This is a genomic window from Streptomyces sp. NPDC048295, assembly GCF_040652135.1.
Lineage (GTDB): Bacteria > Actinomycetota > Actinomycetes > Streptomycetales > Streptomycetaceae > Streptomyces.
Map to the genome: position 1 here is coordinate 190,550 of NZ_JBEZLL010000012.1, position 16,682 is coordinate 207,231.

Sequence of the window (16,682 nt, forward strand, 5' to 3'; positions counted from 1 at the left end):
CATGGCATCTGCATTCGAGTACGCCCCCGCTCCCGAGTCGCGCTCGGTCGTCGACATCGCCCCCTCGTACGGGCTGTTCATCGACGGCGAGTTCACCGAGGCGGCCGACGGCAAGGTCTTCAAGACCGTCTCGCCGAGCAGCGAAGAGGTGCTCTCCGAGGTCGCGCAGGCCGGCGCCGCCGACGTCGACCGGGCCGTGAAGGCGGCCCGCAAGGCGTTCGAGAAGTGGTCGGCGCTGCCCGGCTCCGAGCGCGCCAAGTACCTCTTCCGGATCGCCCGGATCATCCAGGAGCGCAGCCGCGAGCTCGCCGTCCTCGAAACCCTCGACAACGGCAAGCCGATCAAGGAGACCCGCGACGCGGACCTCCCGCTGGTCGCGGCGCACTTCTTCTACTACGCGGGGTGGGCCGACAAGCTGGACCACGCCGGCTACGGCGCGAACCCGCGCCCGCTCGGTGTCGCGGGCCAGGTCATCCCGTGGAACTTCCCGCTGCTCATGCTCGCGTGGAAGATCGCCCCGGCGCTCGCCACCGGCAACACGGTGGTCCTCAAGCCCGCCGAGACGACCCCGCTCTCCGCGCTGTTCTTCGCGGACATCTGCCGCCAGGCGGGCCTGCCCAACGGTGTCGTGAACATCCTCACCGGGTACGGCGACGCGGGCGCCGCGCTCGTCGCCCACGAGGACGTGAACAAGGTCGCCTTCACCGGCTCGACCGCGGTCGGCAAGGCGATCGCCCGCCAGATCGCCGGTACGGACAAGAGGGTCACCCTCGAACTGGGCGGCAAGGGCGCCAACATCGTCTTCGACGACGCCCCGGTCGACCAGGCCGTCGAGGGCATCGTCACCGGCATCTTCTTCAACCAGGGCCAGGTCTGCTGCGCGGGCTCGCGGCTCCTGGTCCAGGAGTCGGTCCAGGACGAGGTGCTGGACGCGCTGAAGCGCCGGCTGTCCACACTCCGGCTCGGCGACCCGCTGGACAAGAACACCGACATCGGCGCGATCAACTCCGCGGAGCAGCTCGCCCGGATCACCGCACTCGCCGAGACGGGCGAGGCGGAGGGCGCCGAACGCTGGAGCGCCCCCTGCGAACTCCCCTCGGCCGGCTACTGGTTCGCCCCGACGCTGTTCACCAACGTCACCCAGGCGCACACCATCGCCCGCGACGAGATCTTCGGCCCGGTGCTGTCGGTGCTGTCGTTCCGCACGCCCGACGAGGCGGTCGCCAAGGCCAACAACAGCCAGTACGGCCTCTCGGCCGGCATCTGGACGGAGAAGGGCTCCCGCATCCTCGCGGTGGCGAACAAGCTCCGGGCGGGCGTCGTCTGGGCCAACACGTTCAACAAGTTCGACCCGACCTCGCCCTTCGGCGGCTACAAGGAGTCGGGCTTCGGCCGCGAAGGCGGCCGTCACGGCCTGGAGGCGTACCTCGATGTCCGATAACCGTCTGAGCGTCTTCAAGACCTACAAGCTGTACGTCGGGGGCAAGTTCCCCCGCTCCGAGAGCGGCCGGGTGTACGAGGTGACGGACTCGAAGGGCAAGTGGCTGGCGAACGCCCCCCAGTCCTCCCGCAAGGACGCGCGCGACGCGGTCGTGGCCGCCCGCAAGGCGTTCGGCGGCTGGTCGGGAGCGACCGCGTACAACCGCGGCCAGATCCTCTACCGCGTCGCGGAGATGCTGGAGGGCCGCAAGGACCAGTTCGTACGGGAAGTGGCGGACGCGGAGGGCCTGTCGAAGTCCAAGGCGGCGGCCGTCGTCGACGCCGCGATCGACCGCTGGGTCTGGTACGCCGGGTGGACCGACAAGATCGGCCAGATCGTGGGCGGGGCGAACCCGGTCGCGGGCCCGTTCTTCAATCTGTCCACGCCCGAGCCGACCGGTGTGGTCACGGTCCTGGCGCCCCAGGAGTCCTCGTTCCTGGGCCTGGTCTCGGTGATCGCCCCGGTGATCGCGACCGGCAACACGACCGTCGTCATCGCCTCGGCGGACTCCCCGCTGCCCGCGCTCTCGCTGGGCGAGGTGCTGGCCACCTCCGACCTGCCGGGCGGAGTGGTCAACATCCTGTCCGGGAAGACCGCGGAGATCGCCGCCCCGCTCGCCTCCCACCAGGACGTCAACGCCATCGACCTCACGGGCGCCGACGCCGCGCTGGCGAAGGAGCTGGAGATCGCGGCGGCGGACAACCTGAAGCGCGTCCTTCGTCCACAACCTGTGGACGGTGGCGCCGCGGACTGGACGGCCGACCCGGGCACCCACCGCCTGACGGCCTTCCTGGAGACCAAGACGGTCTGGCACCCGACGGGCGCCCTGGGCGTCTCCGGCTCCTCGTACTGACCCGGTCCCCGCACGGCGACGGCCCGTTCCTCCGGCACCCCGGCGGAACAGGCCGTCGCCCGCCGCTCAGCCGCCGTGCAGCGCCTGCACCACCGGCCCGGCCAGCGGCAGGTCCTTCAGCGCACCGCCGCTGGTCAGCGGGTCGGTGACGGCGGCCGTGGACACCGGCTTGAAGTCGGCGAGCCGTGTACCCACCGTGTTGTCCAGCGGATCCGTGCCGGTACCGGCCAGCGGGTCGAGCCGCAGATGCGTCACCGGGGCGATGCCGTTGCGGAGCGAGTGGCCGAGCGCGCCGGTCACCGCGCCCCCGGCGGCGTCCCCGGCCTCGCCGAGGCTGGTGTCGGCGCCCACGACCGGCACATGGGGCAGCGGCGCCGCCTGGGCCGCCGCACCCCCCGCACCGAGCGCGGCACCCACCGCGGTGACGGTCAGACCTGCCCTCAGCAGAGCGCGGCGCCGGGACCTGGAAAGTGCATGACGTGCCATGGAGTTCCCACCTGATCGAGACGATCGAGTAATCAACTGAGTGCGTAGAGTAGTTGAGGTGTGATGCTCGATACCAACACGGGCACCGGGGGATCCCCTGCGCGGGTCAATGCCTCACACTCATGTTCTGTGAATTCCCAACCGATCCCGACCCGCGTGGTGCTGCTCGCGGGCCCTTCCGGCTCCGGCAAGTCCTCCCTCGCCGCCCGCACCGACCTGCCGGTGCTGCGCCTGGACGACTTCTACAAGGAGGGCGACGACCCCACGCTGCCGCTCGTCCCCGGCAGCACGGACATCGACTGGGACTCCGCGCAGTCCTGGGACGCCGACGCCGCGGTCGCCGCGATCGAGGAACTCTGCCGCACGGGCCGCACCCACGTCCCGGTCTACGACATCTCCACCAGCTCCCGGGTCGACCGGGAGGCCCTCCACATCGAGCGCACGCCGCTGTTCGTGGCCGAGGGGATCTTCGCGGCGGACATAGTCGAGCGGTGCCAGGAGCTGGGCGTCCTGGCGGACGCGCTCTGCCTGCGCGGCCGTCCGACGACGACGTTCCGCCGCCGGCTGCTGCGGGACCTGCGCGAAGGACGCAAGTCGGTGCTGTTCCTGCTGCGGCGCGGGTGGCGACTGATGCGGGCGGAGCGGCGGATCGTGGCGCGGCAGACGGCGCTGGGCGCGCACCCCTGCGGCAAGGAAGAGGCCCTGGGCCGGCTGGCCGCGGCGGCGGCGGGCCGCTGCCGGCGGGCGCCCGCGGCACGCGGGACGGCATAGCGGGCCCGCCCCGTACACACGCGAACGGGGTCGGACAGGCCCCCCCGGCCCGTCCGACCCCGCAGCAATTCCCCCGTACTGCGCCGCCTCCCCCGAAGCAGCGCCCCCGTGTTCCCCCGTGCTCCCCCCTCGCCTCAGGCCACCAGCTCGCCGAAGGACTCCTCCTCGTCACGGCCGAAGCTGAGGACCTCGTCCTCGCGCAGCCGGCGGAGCGACCGCCAGATGCTGGACTTCACCGTGCCGACACTGATGTCGAGGATGGCCGCGATCTCCGGATCGGTGCGGCCCTCGTAGTAACGGAGGACCAGCATCGTGCGCTGGAGTTCCGGCAGCCGCGCCAGCGCCTGCCAGAGCACGGCGCGCAGTTCCGTGCCGCGCATCGCGTCCGTGTCGCCCGCCGTCTCCGGCAGCTCCTCGGTCGGGTACTCGTTGAGCTTGCGCCTGCGCCAGGCGCTGATGTGAAGATTGGTCATGGTGCGGCGCAGATAGCCGCCGACCGCCGCCTTGTCACTGATCCGGTCCCACGCCCGGTACGTCGAGAACAGGGCGCTCTGCAGCAGGTCCTCGGCCTCGAACCGGTCGCCGGTCAGGTGGTAGGCGGTCGCGTACAGGGAGGCGCGGCGCTCCTGGACGTAGGCCGTGAACGCCGCTTCGGCGTCCTCGCCCTGCGCCGGGACCGTCCGTTCCTCCGTGCCCTCCCCGTACGCCTTGCCCCCGTTGTTCCCCCCGTTGCCCCCCACGGGCACGTCAACCACCGTCATGTACGACGGGTGCTGACGCCCGGCGCCACGAACGCACCCCCGTCCATTCCCGGCGCCGGACTTCTCGGTGCCCCGGCCGACGTCGTGGAGACGCGTGACAACTGCGCTTGCGGTGATGCTGTGAGTTGCGTTCATCTCGCGCCCCCCATCGGTGGAGTCCGTCCGTTCCTTGTGCCAATGAGCTTGCCGGGGCAGTTTCATGACGCTGTCCGCCGACTGTCACAGGCCTGTCACAGGGCCTGCCGTCCGTGCGCCGAGGGCGTGCCGGAGGTATGAGTCGGCCCCAACTGTCGAACTGAGGCTCTGCCATGGGTCAGAATGACCAGCGTGCCTTTCCTGTTGCTGATCGAGGACGACGACGCCATCCGCACGGCCCTCGAACTCTCGCTGTCGCGCCAGGGCCACCGTGTGGCCACTGCGGCGACAGGAGAGGACGGCCTGAAACTGCTGCGTGAGCAGCGGCCGGACCTGATCGTGCTGGATGTGATGCTGCCCGGTATCGACGGCTTCGAGGTGTGCCGGCGTATCCGGCGCACCGACCAGCTGCCGATCATTCTGCTGACCGCCCGCAGCGACGACATCGACGTCGTCGTCGGGCTGGAGTCCGGTGCCGACGACTATGTGGTGAAACCCGTGCAGGGCCGGGTGCTCGACGCCCGCATCCGCGCGGTGCTGCGCCGCGGTGAACGCGAATCCACCGACTCCGCGTCCTTCGGGAACGTGGTGATCGACCGTTCCGCGATGACCGTGACCAAGAACGGGGAGGATCTGCAGCTCACGCCGACCGAGCTGCGCCTCCTGCTGGAGCTGAGCCGCCGCCCGGGCCAGGCCCTGTCGCGGCAGCAGTTGCTGCGGCTGGTCTGGGAGCACGACTACCTCGGTGACTCCCGGCTGGTCGACGCGTGCGTGCAGCGGCTGCGGGCCAAGGTGGAGGACGTGCCGTCCTCGCCGACACTGATCCGCACCGTCCGGGGTGTGGGCTACCGGCTGGACTCGCCTCAGTGAGCAATGCCGTCAAACGGAGTCTGCTCACCGGGCTTCGCTGGACCAGTCTGCGACTGCGTCTCGTCGTGGTGTTCGCGCTGGTCGCTCTGACCGCCGCGGTGTCCGCGTCGGGGATCGCGTACTGGCTGAACCGCGAGGCCGTGCTGACCCGCACCCAGGACTCCGCGCTCGGGGACTTCCGTCAGGAGATGCAGGGCCGGGCGGCCTCGCTGCCGCTCCACCCCACCAGGGACGACCTGCAGAACGCCGCCGTGCAGATGGCGAGCAGCTCGCCCGGTTACAGCGTGCTGCTGGTGGACGAGCGCGACACCGGCAAGCCGATCGTCGGCAACTCCGACCTGGACAGCTTCACGCTCGACAACGTACCGCTGTCGCTCCAGAAGGCGGTCAACAAGAAGCAGCCGCTGGAAGCGGGCAACAAGTACGAGTACCACCTGTTCTGGCAGCGGACCAGCATCCGCGGCACGCCGTACCTGGTGGGCGGCACGAAGATCATCGGCGGCGGTCCGACCGGCTACATGCTGAAGTCCCTCGACCAGGAACGGCAGGATCTCAACTCCCTGGCCTGGTCCCTGGGGATCGCCACCGGGCTGGCGCTGATCGGCTCGGCGCTGCTCGCGCAGGCCGCGGCGACCACCGTGCTGCGGCCCGTGCAGCGGCTCGGCGACGCCGCCCGCAAGCTCGGCGAGGGCAAGCTCGACACCCGGCTCGTGGTCTCCGGCACGGACGAACTGGCCGATCTCTCCCGTACGTTCAACAGAACCGCGAGTTCGCTGGAGAAGCGGGTCGCGGACATGAGCGCACGGGACGAGGCGAGCCGGCGGTTCGTCGCCGACATGTCGCACGAGCTGCGCACCCCGCTCACCGCGCTGACCGCCGTCACCGAGGTGCTGGAGGACGAGGCGGACAGCCTCGACCCGATGATCGCGCCCGCGGTGCGCCTGGTGGTGAGCGAGACCCGGCGTCTGAACGACCTGGTGGAGAACCTGATGGAGGTCACCCGCTTCGACGCGGGTACGGCCCGGCTCGTCCTGGACACCGTCGACGTCGCGGACCAGGTCACCGCCTGCATCGACGCCCGCGCCTGGCTGGACGCGGTGGACCTGGACGCCGAGCGCGGCATGATGGTCCGCCTCGACCCGCGCCGGCTCGACGTGATCCTGGCGAACCTGATCGGCAACGCGCTCAAGCACGGCGGTTCGCCGGTACGGGTCGCGGTGCGGACCGAGGGCGACGAACTCGTCATCGAGGTCCGCGACCACGGACCCGGTATCCCCGAGGATGTGCTGCCGCACGTCTTCGACCGGTTCTACAAGGCCAGTGCCTCGCGCCCGCGCTCCGAGGGCAGCGGTCTCGGCCTGTCGATCGCCATGGAGAACGCGCACATCCACGGCGGTGACATCACGGCCGCGAACTCGCCGGACGGCGACGGCGCGGTCTTCGTGCTGCGGCTTCCGCGCGATGCCGAGCAGCTCACCCGTTCCGCCGACGGGCACGACAGCGGGGACCGGGACGAGGAGGGCGACGCGACGTGATGGGCAGCGACAACCGCCGGGCGCGCCGTTCGGCCCTGGCACTGGCCGGGGCCGTGGCCGGCGCCGTGCTGGCCGCGGGCTGCGGGATCAGGTCCACCACGGTGCCGGTGGACGCCGGGGCCGCGCCGTCCCAGGTGCCGTGCTCGATGTCCGCGGAGAGCGTCACGACACAGGCCCTCAAGGGCATACCCGTACAGATCTATCTGGTCTGCTCCTCGCAGCTGGTCACGGTGGACCGCACGGTGCGGGCCGACGGGAACGGCTCGGACCGGGTGCCGGTCGCGCAGGCGCTCCTGGACGAACTGCGCCGCAAGCCGCCGACCGCGGAACGGCGGGCCGGGTACTCCACGGCCGTACCGAAGAACCTGCGGGTCGCCGCGGCCCGCCCCGGTGACCGGCAGGGCACCCTGCGGCTGAGCGAACAGCCGGAGGACCTGCGGTCCGAGGCGCTGGCGCAGATCGTGTGCACGTACGCGGAGAGCAAGACGCTCGCCCCGCAGGGCACGGTCGTACTCGGCGGGCCGGGGAACTACGCGCCGCGCGGCTATCTGTGCACCTCGGAGATGAAGGCGAGACCGAAGACCGTCCCGACGCCGGTGGCGGGCACCGGCGGCTGACCGGCCCGCGCCGGTCCGGCCGCCCGCCCTCCGGCGCCGGTCGGACGCCCGCCGGGCCGGATTCAGGCCCGGCGGAACCGATCCTGCCGTTCGCGGCGTCTTGGGGGGCGTGCGTCAAGGTTCGGACGGTCAAACCGTCATCCGTTTCCGCGCGGCCGGGGTAGCTCTCCTCCTCGCGCATCTGCTGCTCGTCGGGTGGCTGACACTGCGCCCCCTCGACGTGCCCTGGACGACCGCCTCGAATCTCCAGCCGCTCGCCGGCATCCGAGCCGACCTGTCCCTCGGCCCGGTCGAGGCGACCCGCCGGATCGGCGAGGGGCTGTTGCTGCTCGCCCCGCTGGGCGTACTGCTGCCGATGGCCGGCGGCCGGGTCACCGTCTCGCCCTGGGCCTCGCTGGCCCGCACCGTCGCGGCGGGGTCACTGATCTCCACGACCATCGAACTGGCCCAGACCGGAGTGCCCGGACAGGTCGTCGACGTCGACTCGCTGCTGCTGAACACCGCCGGTGTGGCGCTCGCCCATCTGCTCGTCGTCCCCATGTGCCGGGCGCGGCTGCGCCGCCGGAAGCAGGGGCGGGCCGGGGCGGTACGCCGCACCGGGGACGAGACCGGGGCGGTGCCCCACCGCAGGGACGAGACGGGTCAGGGTGCGACCCCGACGATTCCCAGGGTCGGGATCGCCCCGTAGAGCGACGCTTTGCCCCCGTTCTCCGAGCCACCATGGAGCCATCGGGAGCACGACGGAGCTGCTCCCTCAGCAACGGTTCGCGAAGGAGCCCACCATGGCCGCACTTGCCCGCCCCCGTGACGGACGCATGATCGGCGGAGTGTGCGCAGCGCTGGCAAGGCGCTTCGGCACCTCCGCGGGAACCATGCGCGTCATCTTCCTGGTCTCCTGCCTGCTGCCGGGGCCGCAGTTCCTGCTCTACCTGGCGCTGTGGCTGCTGTTCCCGTCCGAGAGGACCTCGTCGGCCACCGACTGGTGACCCTCGCGCACATGGATACGCCTGTGGGGCGGACACCCGGTCCGGGTGTCCGCCCCACAGGCGTGTACGGGGATCAGCCGCCGAGCGGAAGACCGTTGGCCGACAGGCCGCTGGTCTTCATGCCGCCCGCGGGCAGGCCGCCGAGCAGGCTCTTGACCGGGGCGGTGGCCCCGCCGACGAGCTTCTGCTGGCCGGTGCCCAGGAGCTTGGTGGTCGTCTCCTGGACCGGCAGGCTCTGGGTCGCGGTCCCCAGTGCCGTGGTCGCCACCGGCAGGGCGGTGCCCGCGGCGTCGGCCGGCAGCACGGCGGCGGAGGCGGTACCCGCGGCGGCGGCGAAAGCGGCACCGAGAGCGGCAACGCCGAGAGTCCTGGCAGCAGACTGCTTCATGTGAAATTCATCCTTGGGGAGAGGGACGTGGGGGTTCCGAAACGTAGTCGTCCCACCGCCCTTCCCACAAACATTCCGACACACCGGGAAAGGCCGGAAATTCGACTTCCCGGCCTTTCCGCGCAAGGGCGTCGATCAGCCGACGGAAGCGGAAGAAACGCTGGTCGCCGAGGTCTGCTCGAAGAGCCACTCGGACTTCAGCTCGGCGTATCCGGGCTTGATCACATCGTTGATCATCGCCAGACGCTCATCAAAAGGAATGAACGCCGACTTCATCGCATTGACGGTGAACCACTGCATGTCGTCGAGCGTGTATCCGAAGGTCTCGGTCAGCTTCTCGAATTCACGGCTCATGCTCGTACCGCTCATCAGCCGGTTGTCCGTGTTCACGGTGGCACGGAAATGCAGCTTCCGCAGCAGCCCGATGGGGTGCTCGGCGTACGAGGCGGCGGCGCCGGTCTGGAGGTTGGAGGTCGGGCACAGCTCCAGCGGGATGCGCTTGTCCCGTACGTAGGAGGCGAGGCGGCCGAGCTTCACACCGCCGTCCTCGGCGACCTCGATGTCATCGATGATGCGGACCCCGTGACCGAGCCGGTCCGCGCCGCACCACTGGAGCGCCTGCCAGATCGACGGCAGCCCGAAGGCCTCGCCCGCGTGGATGGTGAAGTGGTTGTTCTCGCGCTTGAGGTACTCGAAGGCGTCGAGGTGCCGGGTGGGCGGGAAGCCCGCCTCCGCGCCCGCGATGTCGAAACCGGCCACGCCCTGGTCGCGGTAGCGGTTGGCCAGCTCGGCGATCTCCAGGGAGCGGGCGGCGTGCCGCATCGCGGTGAGGAGGGCACCCACCCGGATCCGGTTCCCGTCCAGGCGGGCTCGCCGCTCGCCCTCGCGGAAGCCCTCGTTGACCGCCTCGACGACCTCTTCGAGGGTCAGCCCGGCCTCCAGGTGCTGCTCGGGGGCGTACCGCACCTCGGCGTACACGACACCGTCCGCGGCCAGGTCCTCGGCGCACTCGGCGGCCACCCGGACCAGGGCCTCGCGGGTCTGCATGACGGCGCAGGTGTGGGCGAACGTCTCCAGGTAGCGCTCCAGCGATCCGGAGTCGGCCGCCTCGCGGAACCAGATGCCGAGCTTGTCGGGCTCGGTCTCGGGCAGTCCTTCGTATCCGCTCGCGAGAGCGAGGTCGACGATCGTCCCCGGACGCAGGCCGCCGTCGAGATGGTCGTGCAGAAGCACCTTGGGTGCACGCCGGATCTGGTCCTGGCCGGGCACGTGAAGGGTCGGGCTCATCATCTGCGCACTCTAATCCCTACGCGCGTAGATTGTCGCTCGCCGATACGTAACAGTGACCGCCAATACAGGTGGAGTACACCCGGCCTTCTGACACTGTTCTGTCGTGACTCCACCCACGCGCAAACGCACAGGCCTCCTGTGCCGGTGGCCAGGCCACGTCGCGGAGGACCCGCCCGGCCGCCCCGGCGAGGGCGTTCGTCGCGCCGGCGTGGTCCGCGCCGGCGGTGAAGCCGCACGCCGTACAGGTGGACTCGGCCCGGGTGACGCGGTTCTCCTTCGCGAGGTGCGCCGGTCAGCTCCCCGGCCGCCCCGCCGAGGAACTTCGGGGTGGTGACGTGTGCGCCGTCCGAGGTGGTCAGGAAGCGGGTGACGCCCATGTCGCCGCCGGCCACGGTGCCGATGGACGGCAGCGGCTCCCCGGGCACTTCGTCACGGGCGGGGACGACGTGCCGACGGCGTCCCCGCGCTCGACGCCGCCCGTCCTCACCCGGCCCTGCACGGGCCCCTGCCGATGCACACGGACATGACCGACGCCCTGGAGGCGGACACGGGTCCGCGGATCGCTCCCACCCCCGTGCGTCGGCCTTCTGCCGGGTCAGCTCGCCCGGGCGCGCCGCGACCGGGCCGCCCCGGACCGGGCGGTGGTACTCCGGGCACCGCACGACGCGCGGCCCGGGGTCGCACACAACGCCGGGGAAGCGGCGAACCTTCCTGGCCACAGCCAGCCACAGCCAGCCACAGCCACACGACCATACGAACGTCACCGGTACATCAACCCCCGGCTCCCCAAACCTCACACGTACGGGTGCGGTGGCCCCCTCGAAGGAGAACTGATGGCACAGCGAGCACTCCCCCTGCCCGCCGCAAGGCTGGGACGGGCCGTCAGGGCGGCCGGAGCTCCGACCGCGGTCAGCGGCGTGGTCCTGCTGCTCCCGGACGGCGAGGCCGACTCGCACCGCCGCCCCTCCCCTCTCTCCTACGCACTCCAGCTCCCCCTGGCCCGCACCCTGGCCCGCGCCGGCCAGGAGGACGGGCTCGCCGTGCATGTGGTGCGCTACCGCTGCCGGGGCTGGAACGCGACCGACGCACACCTCGCGGCGGACGCCGAGTGGGCGGTGGACGAGGTCGTACGACGCTACGGCGACGTTCCCGTCTGCCTGGCCGGCCACGGCATGGGCGGCCGGGCCGCGCTCCGGGCGGGCGGCCACGCGGCGGTCGACTCCGTGCTGGCGATGGCCCCCTGGCTGCCCGGGAGCGGGGCGGAGGAACCGGAGCCGGTGAAGCATCTGCTGGGCCGTCACGTGCTGCTCGTCCACGGCACCAACGACGCCCGCACCGACCCCGAGCTGTCCTTCCGGCTGGCCGAGCGCGCCAAGAAGACCAACCGCGACACCTGCCGCTTCGAGGTCCACTCGGACGGCCACGGGCTGCGCCAGCACCGCGCCGAAGTCATGTCCCTGGCCGCGGACTTCGTCCGCGGATCGTTGTTCGGCCGGGCCTACGCACGCCCGGTGGCCGACGCCCTGGCCGCGCCGCCCCCGCTGGGGCTGCGGATGCCGTTGGCGGCGGGGTTCGGGAAGTCGCTGCGGGCCTGACGGGAGCCGGTGGGCCGGCGGGCACGCGGGGTGCCCGCCGGCCCCGGGCGCGGTCTCGCCGCGGTCCGCCGGGACCGCGGCCGGAGCCGCGAGAGGAAGGTCAGGCCTTCTTCCACTGGACGTCGTAGGCCCGCAGCGCGTACTTGCCGCAGTCGCCGCCGAACTTCCAGTTGCCCTTGCCGACCCAGGCACCGTAGACCGTCCGGTTGGAGCACTCCGTCACGGTGCGGGCCTTGCCGCGTGTCACGGCGCAGGAGGCGGACCATGTGGAGCTGCCGGTCTTCCAGTTCTTGCACGTGTAGCCGTAGTCGTTGGCGCTCGCCGCGCCCGGCAGGGCGACGGTCAGGCCGCCGGCGAGGACCGCGGTGGCAGCGGCGGCCGTCAGGCCGCGTACGGCGCTCTTCATGTGCTCTCCCTCGTTTGCGTGCTCAGGTACCGGACGGCACGGGATGCGCAGGTCAGACGCTCCGGGCCGGCCGAAGTCGATCATAGGCACGGCTCCGGGGCGCTCTGGTCAGTCCGGCAGCAGGTGCCCCCGCCTCGACAGCAGGAAGCGTTTGAAGGCGGCCACCGGCGGTGTGTCCGGGTGGCCGTCCAGCCAGGCGACGCCGATCTCGCGGGCCGCCCTCGGGGCCGTGACGGTGAGTTCGACGACGCCGGGGCGGGGCACGGCGGGTGGCGGCAGCAGGGCCACGCCCAGGCCGGCCGCGACCAGGCCGCGCAGCGTCTCCGCCTCCTCGCCCTCGAAGGCCACCCGGGGGGTGAAGCCCGCCTCGGCGCAGAGGTCGTCGGTGATGCGCCGCAGGCCGTAGCCCGGCTCCAGGGTGACGAACTTTTCGTCGGCGGCCTCCGCGAGGCGGATGCGGCGGCGGCCGGCGAGGCGGTGGTCCTCGGGGACGACCAGGCGCAGGCGCTGTTCGTCCAGGCGGCGGGCGACGAGGTCGGGGGCGTCCGGGACGGGTGAGGTGAGGCAGAGGTCGAGGCCACCGGCCCTCAGGCGCTCGATCATCGCCTCGCCGTAGTTCTGCACGAGCTGGAAGCGGACCCGGGGGTGGTCGGCGCGGAAGGCGCGCAGGAGGGCGGGGACGGTCTCCGAGCCCATGGTGTGGAGGAAGCCGAAGGCGACCTTGCCGGTGGCGGGGTCTGCGTCGGCCCGTACCGAGTCGGCGGCCTTCTCGACCTCGGCGAGGGCCCGCTCGGCGGAGCCGAGGAAGGTGCGGCCCGCCGGGGTGAGCGAGACGGTACGGCCCTTGCGGGCGAACAGGGCGACTCCCAGGTCCTGTTCGAGCCTGACCATCGCCCGCGACAGCGTCGACTGCGGGACGCCGAGCTCCTGCGCGGCGCGGGTGACGTGCTCGTGGCGGGCCACCGCCTCGAAGTGGGCCAGTCGCGGTGCGAGCACGGCGCGAATGTCTTCTTCGTAACTACTGGGTGACAGCCGGGGCTGTGAGCTGCGTTCATGCACCATGGGATTGATTATCGCCACTTCGTGCATTGGACGCATGAAACCGGAGAGCCTACTTTCGAAGCATGCCTCCTGCCAGTACCGGGGCGTCCACGCTCACCGTGGCCGCCTCGCCCCAGCCGTCCCCCGTCGCCGCTCCCGCCGCCACCGCCGGCTCCGTCGCGCCGGACCGTCTCGAACCGGGCCGCCCCGGCTACCGCCGGATGAGCTTCGCGCTCTTCGCCGCAGGTGTCGCGACGTTCGCGCTTCTCTACTCCACGCAGGCCCTGCTGCCCGCCGTCTCCGCCTCCCTCGGCGCCACGGCCGGGCAGGCCAGCTGGACGGTCTCCGCGGCGACGGGCGCACTGGCGCTGTGCGTGCTGCCGATGAGCGCGCTCTCCGAGCGGTTCGGACGGCGGCAGATGATGACCGCCTCGCTGACGGTCGCCGTGCTGGTCGGGCTGCTCGTCCCCTTCGCCCCCTCGCTGGGCTGGCTGATCGCGCTGCGCGCCGTCCAGGGCGCGGCACTGGCCGGGCTGCCCGCCTCCGCGATGGCGTATCTGGCCGAGGAGGTACGGCCGAAGGCACTGGTCGCCGCGATCGGGCTGTTCGTGGCCGGCAACAGCATCGGCGGCATGAGCGGCCGTATCCTCACCGGCTGGATCGCCCAGCTGTGGGGCTGGCGGGCGGCGCTCGGCGCGGTCGGGGTGCTGGCCGTGGCCTGCGCGGTCGTCTTCCACTTCATGATCCCCCGGGCGCGGAACTTCACCCCCGGGACGCTGAACCCGAAGGCCCTCGCGAAGACCGTCGGCGGACACCTCGCCGATCCGCTGCTGCGCCGGCTGTACGCGATCGGCGCGCTGTTCATGACGGTGTTCGGCGCGGTCTACACGGTGATCGGCTACCGCCTGGTGGAGGCCCCGTTCAACCTCCCGCAGGGCGTCGTCGGCTCGATCTTCCTGGTCTACCTCGTCGGCACGGTCTCCTCCGCCGCGGCCGGCAAGCTGGTCGCCCGGCTCGGCCGCCGGGGCGCGCTGTACCTGGCCGTCTCCACCACGGCCGCCGGCCTGCTGCTCTCGCTCGCCGACCAGCTGGCCGCCGTGCTCCTCGGTCTGGTCCTGATCACGGCGGGCTTCTTCGCCGGGCACGCGGTCGCCTCCTCGTCCGTGAGCCGCACCGCGACGAAGGGCCGCGCCCAGGCGTCGGCGCTCTACCAGTCCGCGTACTACCTGGGTTCCAGCGCGGGCGGCACGCTCGGCGCGGTCGCCTTCCACGCCGGCGGCTGGGCCGGGACCGTGTCGCTGGGACTGCTCGCGGTCCTCGGTGTCGTCTCGATCACGCTGTACGGGACGCGGGCCGCCCGTGCCGAGCGGCGCCGGCCGGTGCCGGTGGCGTCCGTACCGCACTGAGAAACGGAGGCCGTGCCGGACCGGGGCACGGCCTCCGTACAGAACCGATACATCCGGCGCACAACCATCCACTCCCCGACGGGCGTCTAGCAGGCGGAATCACCGCACGACGCGCGAAGGGGAGTTGGCGTACATGAGAGTCGCGGGGAACATACGGGGAGCACGGCTGCGGCGCGGGCTCGCGCTGTCGGTCGCGGGGCTGACCGCGGTACCGGCGCTGGTGCTGGCCACCGGCGGTTCGGCGCAGGCGGCGTCCTGCACGTCGTCCACCGGGCCGTACCAGAAGCAGGTCGAGAAGTATCTGAAGCGGCCGGTGGACGGCAAGCAGTCGGCGGCCGACTGCAAGGCGATCCGGTCCTTCCAGAGCACCTACGGGGTCACTCCCACCATCGGGTACGCGGGCCCGGTCACCTGGCGGACGATGAAGACGCTCACCGCCCAGAAGGCCGCCGGAAAGAACCCGAACAAGGACAAGAAGTGCCCCACCAACAAGGGGCGCATCGCATGCGTGGACCTGACCCGGCAGCTGAGCTGGATCCAGGACGGCAGCAAACTGAAGTTCGGCCCCGTGCCGGTACGGACCGGGCGGGACAAGTACGAGACCCGCACCGGGGCGAAGAAGATCTACTGGCGCCACATCAACCATGTCTCGTCGCTCTACCACGTGTCGATGCCGTACTCCCAGTTCTTCGACGGGGGTCAGGCCTTCCACGCCGTGGGCGTGAAGATGTGGAACCCGCCGGGGTCGCACGGCTGCGTCAACATGCGTACCGCCGACGCCAAGTCGTACTGGAATCTGCTGAGGAACGGCGACGACGTGTACGTGTACGGGCGCAAGCCCGGAACGTGACCGGAACCGGGCGGCTTCGGTACTTCCCGCCCCCGTTGTCAGTGGCCTGCGGTAGCTTCCGAAGTGCTGGAGTGAGTGGTGTCACAGCACAACAGGGGTGGAACGATGAGTGATCTGACAGCGCCGTCGGATATCGACAGCCGTCTGGAGGGACACCGGGTCGAACTGACCGGTTACTGCTACCGGATGCTCGGCTCGGCCTTCGAGGCGGAGGACGCGGTGCAGGACACGCTGGTGCGTGCCTGGCGCAACTTCGACAAGTTCGAGGGGCGTTCCTCGCTGCGGTCCTGGCTGTACCGCATCGCCACCAATGTCTGCCTGGACATGCTGAACGCCGGGAACAAGCGGGCCCGTCCGGTCGATCTGACGGGCCCGACACCGCTCGCCCAGGCGGCGCTCAACCCCCTGCCGGAGAACACCTGGCTGGAGCCGATGCCGGACGGCCGCATCCTGCCGACGGTGGCCGACCCGGCGGAGGCCGCGGTGGCCCGGGAGTCGGTGCGCCTGGCGTTCGTCGCCGCGCTCCAGCACCTGCCGCCCAAGCAGCGTGCCGTGCTGATCCTGCGCGAGGTGCTGGCCTGGAGGGCGAGCGAGGTCGCCGAGCTGCTCGACACCTCCGTCGCCTCGGTCAACAGCGCCCTCCAGCGGGCGCGGGCCACCCTCACCGAACACGAGGGCAAGCCCGTCGACGCCTCGAATCCGCTCGACGAGGAGCAGCGCAAGCTCCTTGAGCGGTACGTGGCGGCCTTCGAGGGCTACGACATGGTGGCGCTGACGGCGCTGCTCCATGAGGACGCGGTGATGACCATGCCGCCGTTCGACCTCTGGCTCCAGGGGCACGACGACATCACCGGCTTCATGCTCTCCATCGGTGCGGGCTGTGCGGGCTCGCGGCTGGTGGCGACATCGGCGAACGGCACCCCGGCGTTCGCGCACTACAAGCCGGATCCGGACGGGCCCGGGTTCGTGCCATGGGCGGTGCAGGTCATCGACATCTCGGACGGGGCGATCACCGGGATGCACTGCTTCCTGGACACCCCGCGCTGGTTCCCGCTCTTCGGACTGCCGGACCGTCTCGACGCCGACGCGGCCTGAGGCGCGGCATACGGAACGGACTGGTGGCCGGCTGGGGGGTGCCGGCGGCCGGTGGCCGGGGGCCGGCCCAGTGGATGGGCGAGCCGTCCGCCACCGGCGGCCCCGAGCCCGGTTCGG

At 71.4% G+C, this 16,682-nt stretch carries 18 protein-coding genes; 12 read left to right on the forward strand and 6 right to left on the reverse strand.

All coding sequences use genetic code 11. The features are described 5' to 3' along the window. Nucleotide 1: 1 nt before the first annotated feature. Together AB0D53_RS19940 and AB0D53_RS19945 are read left to right on the forward strand one after the other, a co-directional pair. Nucleotides 2-1,441: an aldehyde dehydrogenase family protein gene (locus AB0D53_RS19940; RefSeq protein WP_362448142.1), complete on the forward strand. Its 1,440-nt coding sequence runs from the start codon at nt 2-4 to the stop codon at nt 1,439-1,441. Further along, nucleotides 1,431-2,333, forward strand: coding sequence for an aldehyde dehydrogenase family protein (locus AB0D53_RS19945; RefSeq protein WP_362448145.1), 903 nt, complete (start codon nt 1,431-1,433; stop codon nt 2,331-2,333). The genes AB0D53_RS19940 and AB0D53_RS19945 overlap by 11 nt, the downstream gene beginning before the upstream one ends. A gap of 66 nt (nt 2,334-2,399) precedes the next feature. On the opposite strand, the gene AB0D53_RS19950 is transcribed toward AB0D53_RS19945, so the two are convergent. After that, nucleotides 2,400-2,819 (reverse strand): hypothetical protein, encoded by a 420-nt coding sequence (locus AB0D53_RS19950; protein ID WP_362448148.1) that lies wholly within the window; start codon nt 2,817-2,819, stop codon nt 2,400-2,402. Between the two features lie 63 nt (nt 2,820-2,882). Here AB0D53_RS19950 and AB0D53_RS19955 point away from each other — a divergent pair, with 63 nt between their 5' ends. After that, on the forward strand, nt 2,883-3,590 hold the full coding sequence (locus AB0D53_RS19955) for a uridine kinase (RefSeq protein ID WP_362448260.1): 708 nt from the start codon (nt 2,883-2,885) through the stop codon (nt 3,588-3,590). A 134-nt stretch (nt 3,591-3,724) separates the two neighbouring features. Here the strand turns inward: AB0D53_RS19955 and AB0D53_RS19960 are convergent, their stop codons facing one another. Further along, nucleotides 3,725-4,486, reverse strand: coding sequence for a SigE family RNA polymerase sigma factor (locus AB0D53_RS19960; protein WP_362448151.1), 762 nt, complete (start codon nt 4,484-4,486; stop codon nt 3,725-3,727). A gap of 192 nt (nt 4,487-4,678) precedes the next feature. On the opposite strand from AB0D53_RS19960, the gene afsQ1 reads away from it, so the two are divergent. The 5 genes from afsQ1 (at nt 4,679) to AB0D53_RS19985 (ending at nt 8,494) form a co-directional block, all read left to right on the forward strand. Then, nucleotides 4,679-5,356, forward strand: a complete 678-nt coding sequence (afsQ1, locus tag AB0D53_RS19965) for a two-component system response regulator AfsQ1 (protein ID WP_176729344.1) — start codon at nt 4,679-4,681, stop codon at nt 5,354-5,356. Continuing rightward, nucleotides 5,353-6,891, forward strand: a complete 1,539-nt coding sequence (locus AB0D53_RS19970) for a HAMP domain-containing sensor histidine kinase (RefSeq protein WP_362448154.1) — start codon at nt 5,353-5,355, stop codon at nt 6,889-6,891. Before afsQ1 ends, AB0D53_RS19970 begins: the two co-directional genes overlap by 4 nt. After that, nucleotides 6,891-7,508, forward strand: coding sequence for a hypothetical protein (locus tag AB0D53_RS19975; RefSeq protein ID WP_362448157.1), 618 nt, complete (start codon nt 6,891-6,893; stop codon nt 7,506-7,508). Before AB0D53_RS19970 ends, AB0D53_RS19975 begins: the two co-directional genes overlap by 1 nt. A gap of 109 nt (nt 7,509-7,617) precedes the next feature. Then, nucleotides 7,618-8,196: a VanZ family protein gene (locus AB0D53_RS19980; protein ID WP_362448160.1), complete on the forward strand. Its 579-nt coding sequence runs from the start codon at nt 7,618-7,620 to the stop codon at nt 8,194-8,196. 94 nt (nt 8,197-8,290) lie between these two features. Continuing rightward, a complete protein-coding gene (locus AB0D53_RS19985; protein ID WP_362448163.1) occupies nt 8,291-8,494 on the forward strand; it encodes a PspC domain-containing protein in 204 nt (67 codons plus the stop codon). A 73-nt stretch (nt 8,495-8,567) separates the two neighbouring features. Here AB0D53_RS19985 and AB0D53_RS19990 read toward each other — a convergent pair whose 3' ends face one another. Beyond that, entirely contained in the window at nt 8,568-8,882 is a 315-nt protein-coding gene (locus AB0D53_RS19990) for a hypothetical protein (protein ID WP_362448165.1), read from the reverse strand. Nucleotides 8,883-9,017: 135 nt separating this feature from the next. Further along, nucleotides 9,018-10,172, reverse strand: a complete 1,155-nt coding sequence (locus tag AB0D53_RS19995; protein ID WP_362448168.1) for an adenosine deaminase — start codon at nt 10,170-10,172, stop codon at nt 9,018-9,020. Nucleotides 10,173-11,005: 833 nt separating this feature from the next. On the opposite strand from AB0D53_RS19995, the gene AB0D53_RS20000 reads away from it, so the two are divergent. After that, nucleotides 11,006-11,767, forward strand: a complete 762-nt coding sequence (locus AB0D53_RS20000) for an alpha/beta hydrolase (RefSeq protein ID WP_362448171.1) — start codon at nt 11,006-11,008, stop codon at nt 11,765-11,767. Between the two features lie 100 nt (nt 11,768-11,867). On the opposite strand, the gene AB0D53_RS20005 is transcribed toward AB0D53_RS20000, so the two are convergent. Both AB0D53_RS20005 and AB0D53_RS20010 read right to left on the reverse strand, forming a co-directional pair. Then, nucleotides 11,868-12,173 carry a hypothetical protein gene (locus AB0D53_RS20005; RefSeq protein WP_362448174.1) on the reverse strand — a complete coding sequence of 102 codons (306 nt, stop codon included), beginning with the start codon at nt 12,171-12,173 and terminating at the stop codon, nt 11,868-11,870. A gap of 108 nt (nt 12,174-12,281) precedes the next feature. Further along, on the reverse strand, nt 12,282-13,235 hold the full coding sequence (locus tag AB0D53_RS20010; RefSeq protein ID WP_329818802.1) for a LysR family transcriptional regulator: 954 nt from the start codon (nt 13,233-13,235) through the stop codon (nt 12,282-12,284). A 62-nt stretch (nt 13,236-13,297) separates the two neighbouring features. Between AB0D53_RS20010 and AB0D53_RS20015 the strand changes: the two genes are divergently transcribed. The 3 genes from AB0D53_RS20015 to AB0D53_RS20025 all read left to right on the forward strand — a co-directional run bounded on the left by AB0D53_RS20015 (nt 13,298) and on the right by AB0D53_RS20025 (nt 16,565). Continuing rightward, nucleotides 13,298-14,620 carry an MFS transporter gene (locus AB0D53_RS20015; RefSeq protein WP_362448178.1) on the forward strand — a complete coding sequence of 441 codons (1,323 nt, stop codon included), beginning with the start codon at nt 13,298-13,300 and terminating at the stop codon, nt 14,618-14,620. Between the two features lie 133 nt (nt 14,621-14,753). Beyond that, the gene (locus tag AB0D53_RS20020) at nt 14,754-15,470 is read left to right on the forward strand and encodes a L,D-transpeptidase family protein (RefSeq protein WP_362448181.1); all 717 of its coding nucleotides are present in this window, start codon (nt 14,754-14,756) and stop codon (nt 15,468-15,470) included. A 105-nt stretch (nt 15,471-15,575) separates the two neighbouring features. After that, nucleotides 15,576-16,565, forward strand: coding sequence for a sigma-70 family RNA polymerase sigma factor (locus AB0D53_RS20025; RefSeq protein ID WP_362448184.1), 990 nt, complete (start codon nt 15,576-15,578; stop codon nt 16,563-16,565). Nucleotides 16,566-16,682 lie beyond the last annotated feature (117 nt).

Excerpts from the sequence above, each read along its gene's own strand:
- AB0D53_RS19940 (WP_362448142.1), top strand. The coding sequence starts at position 2 with ATGGCATCTGCATTCGAGTACGCCCCCGCTCCCGAGTCGCGCTCGGTC.
- AB0D53_RS19945 (WP_362448145.1), top strand. The coding sequence starts at position 1,431 with ATGTCCGATAACCGTCTGAGCGTCTTCAAGACCTACAAGCTGTACGTC.
- AB0D53_RS19950 (WP_362448148.1), bottom strand. The coding sequence starts at position 2,819 with ATGGCACGTCATGCACTTTCCAGGTCCCGGCGCCGCGCTCTGCTGAGG.
- AB0D53_RS19955 (WP_362448260.1), top strand. The coding sequence starts at position 2,883 with ATGCTCGATACCAACACGGGCACCGGGGGATCCCCTGCGCGGGTCAAT.
- AB0D53_RS19960 (WP_362448151.1), bottom strand. The coding sequence starts at position 4,486 with ATGAACGCAACTCACAGCATCACCGCAAGCGCAGTTGTCACGCGTCTC.
- AB0D53_RS19975 (WP_362448157.1), top strand. The coding sequence starts at position 6,891 with ATGGGCAGCGACAACCGCCGGGCGCGCCGTTCGGCCCTGGCACTGGCC.
- AB0D53_RS19985 (WP_362448163.1), top strand. The coding sequence starts at position 8,291 with ATGGCCGCACTTGCCCGCCCCCGTGACGGACGCATGATCGGCGGAGTG.
- AB0D53_RS19990 (WP_362448165.1), bottom strand. The coding sequence starts at position 8,882 with ATGAAGCAGTCTGCTGCCAGGACTCTCGGCGTTGCCGCTCTCGGTGCC.
- AB0D53_RS19995 (WP_362448168.1), bottom strand. The coding sequence starts at position 10,172 with ATGATGAGCCCGACCCTTCACGTGCCCGGCCAGGACCAGATCCGGCGT.
- AB0D53_RS20000 (WP_362448171.1), top strand. The coding sequence starts at position 11,006 with ATGGCACAGCGAGCACTCCCCCTGCCCGCCGCAAGGCTGGGACGGGCC.
- AB0D53_RS20005 (WP_362448174.1), bottom strand. The coding sequence starts at position 12,173 with ATGAAGAGCGCCGTACGCGGCCTGACGGCCGCCGCTGCCACCGCGGTC.
- AB0D53_RS20010 (WP_329818802.1), bottom strand. The coding sequence starts at position 13,235 with ATGGTGCATGAACGCAGCTCACAGCCCCGGCTGTCACCCAGTAGTTAC.
- AB0D53_RS20015 (WP_362448178.1), top strand. The coding sequence starts at position 13,298 with ATGCCTCCTGCCAGTACCGGGGCGTCCACGCTCACCGTGGCCGCCTCG.
- AB0D53_RS20020 (WP_362448181.1), top strand. The coding sequence starts at position 14,754 with ATGAGAGTCGCGGGGAACATACGGGGAGCACGGCTGCGGCGCGGGCTC.
- AB0D53_RS20025 (WP_362448184.1), top strand. The coding sequence starts at position 15,576 with ATGAGTGATCTGACAGCGCCGTCGGATATCGACAGCCGTCTGGAGGGA.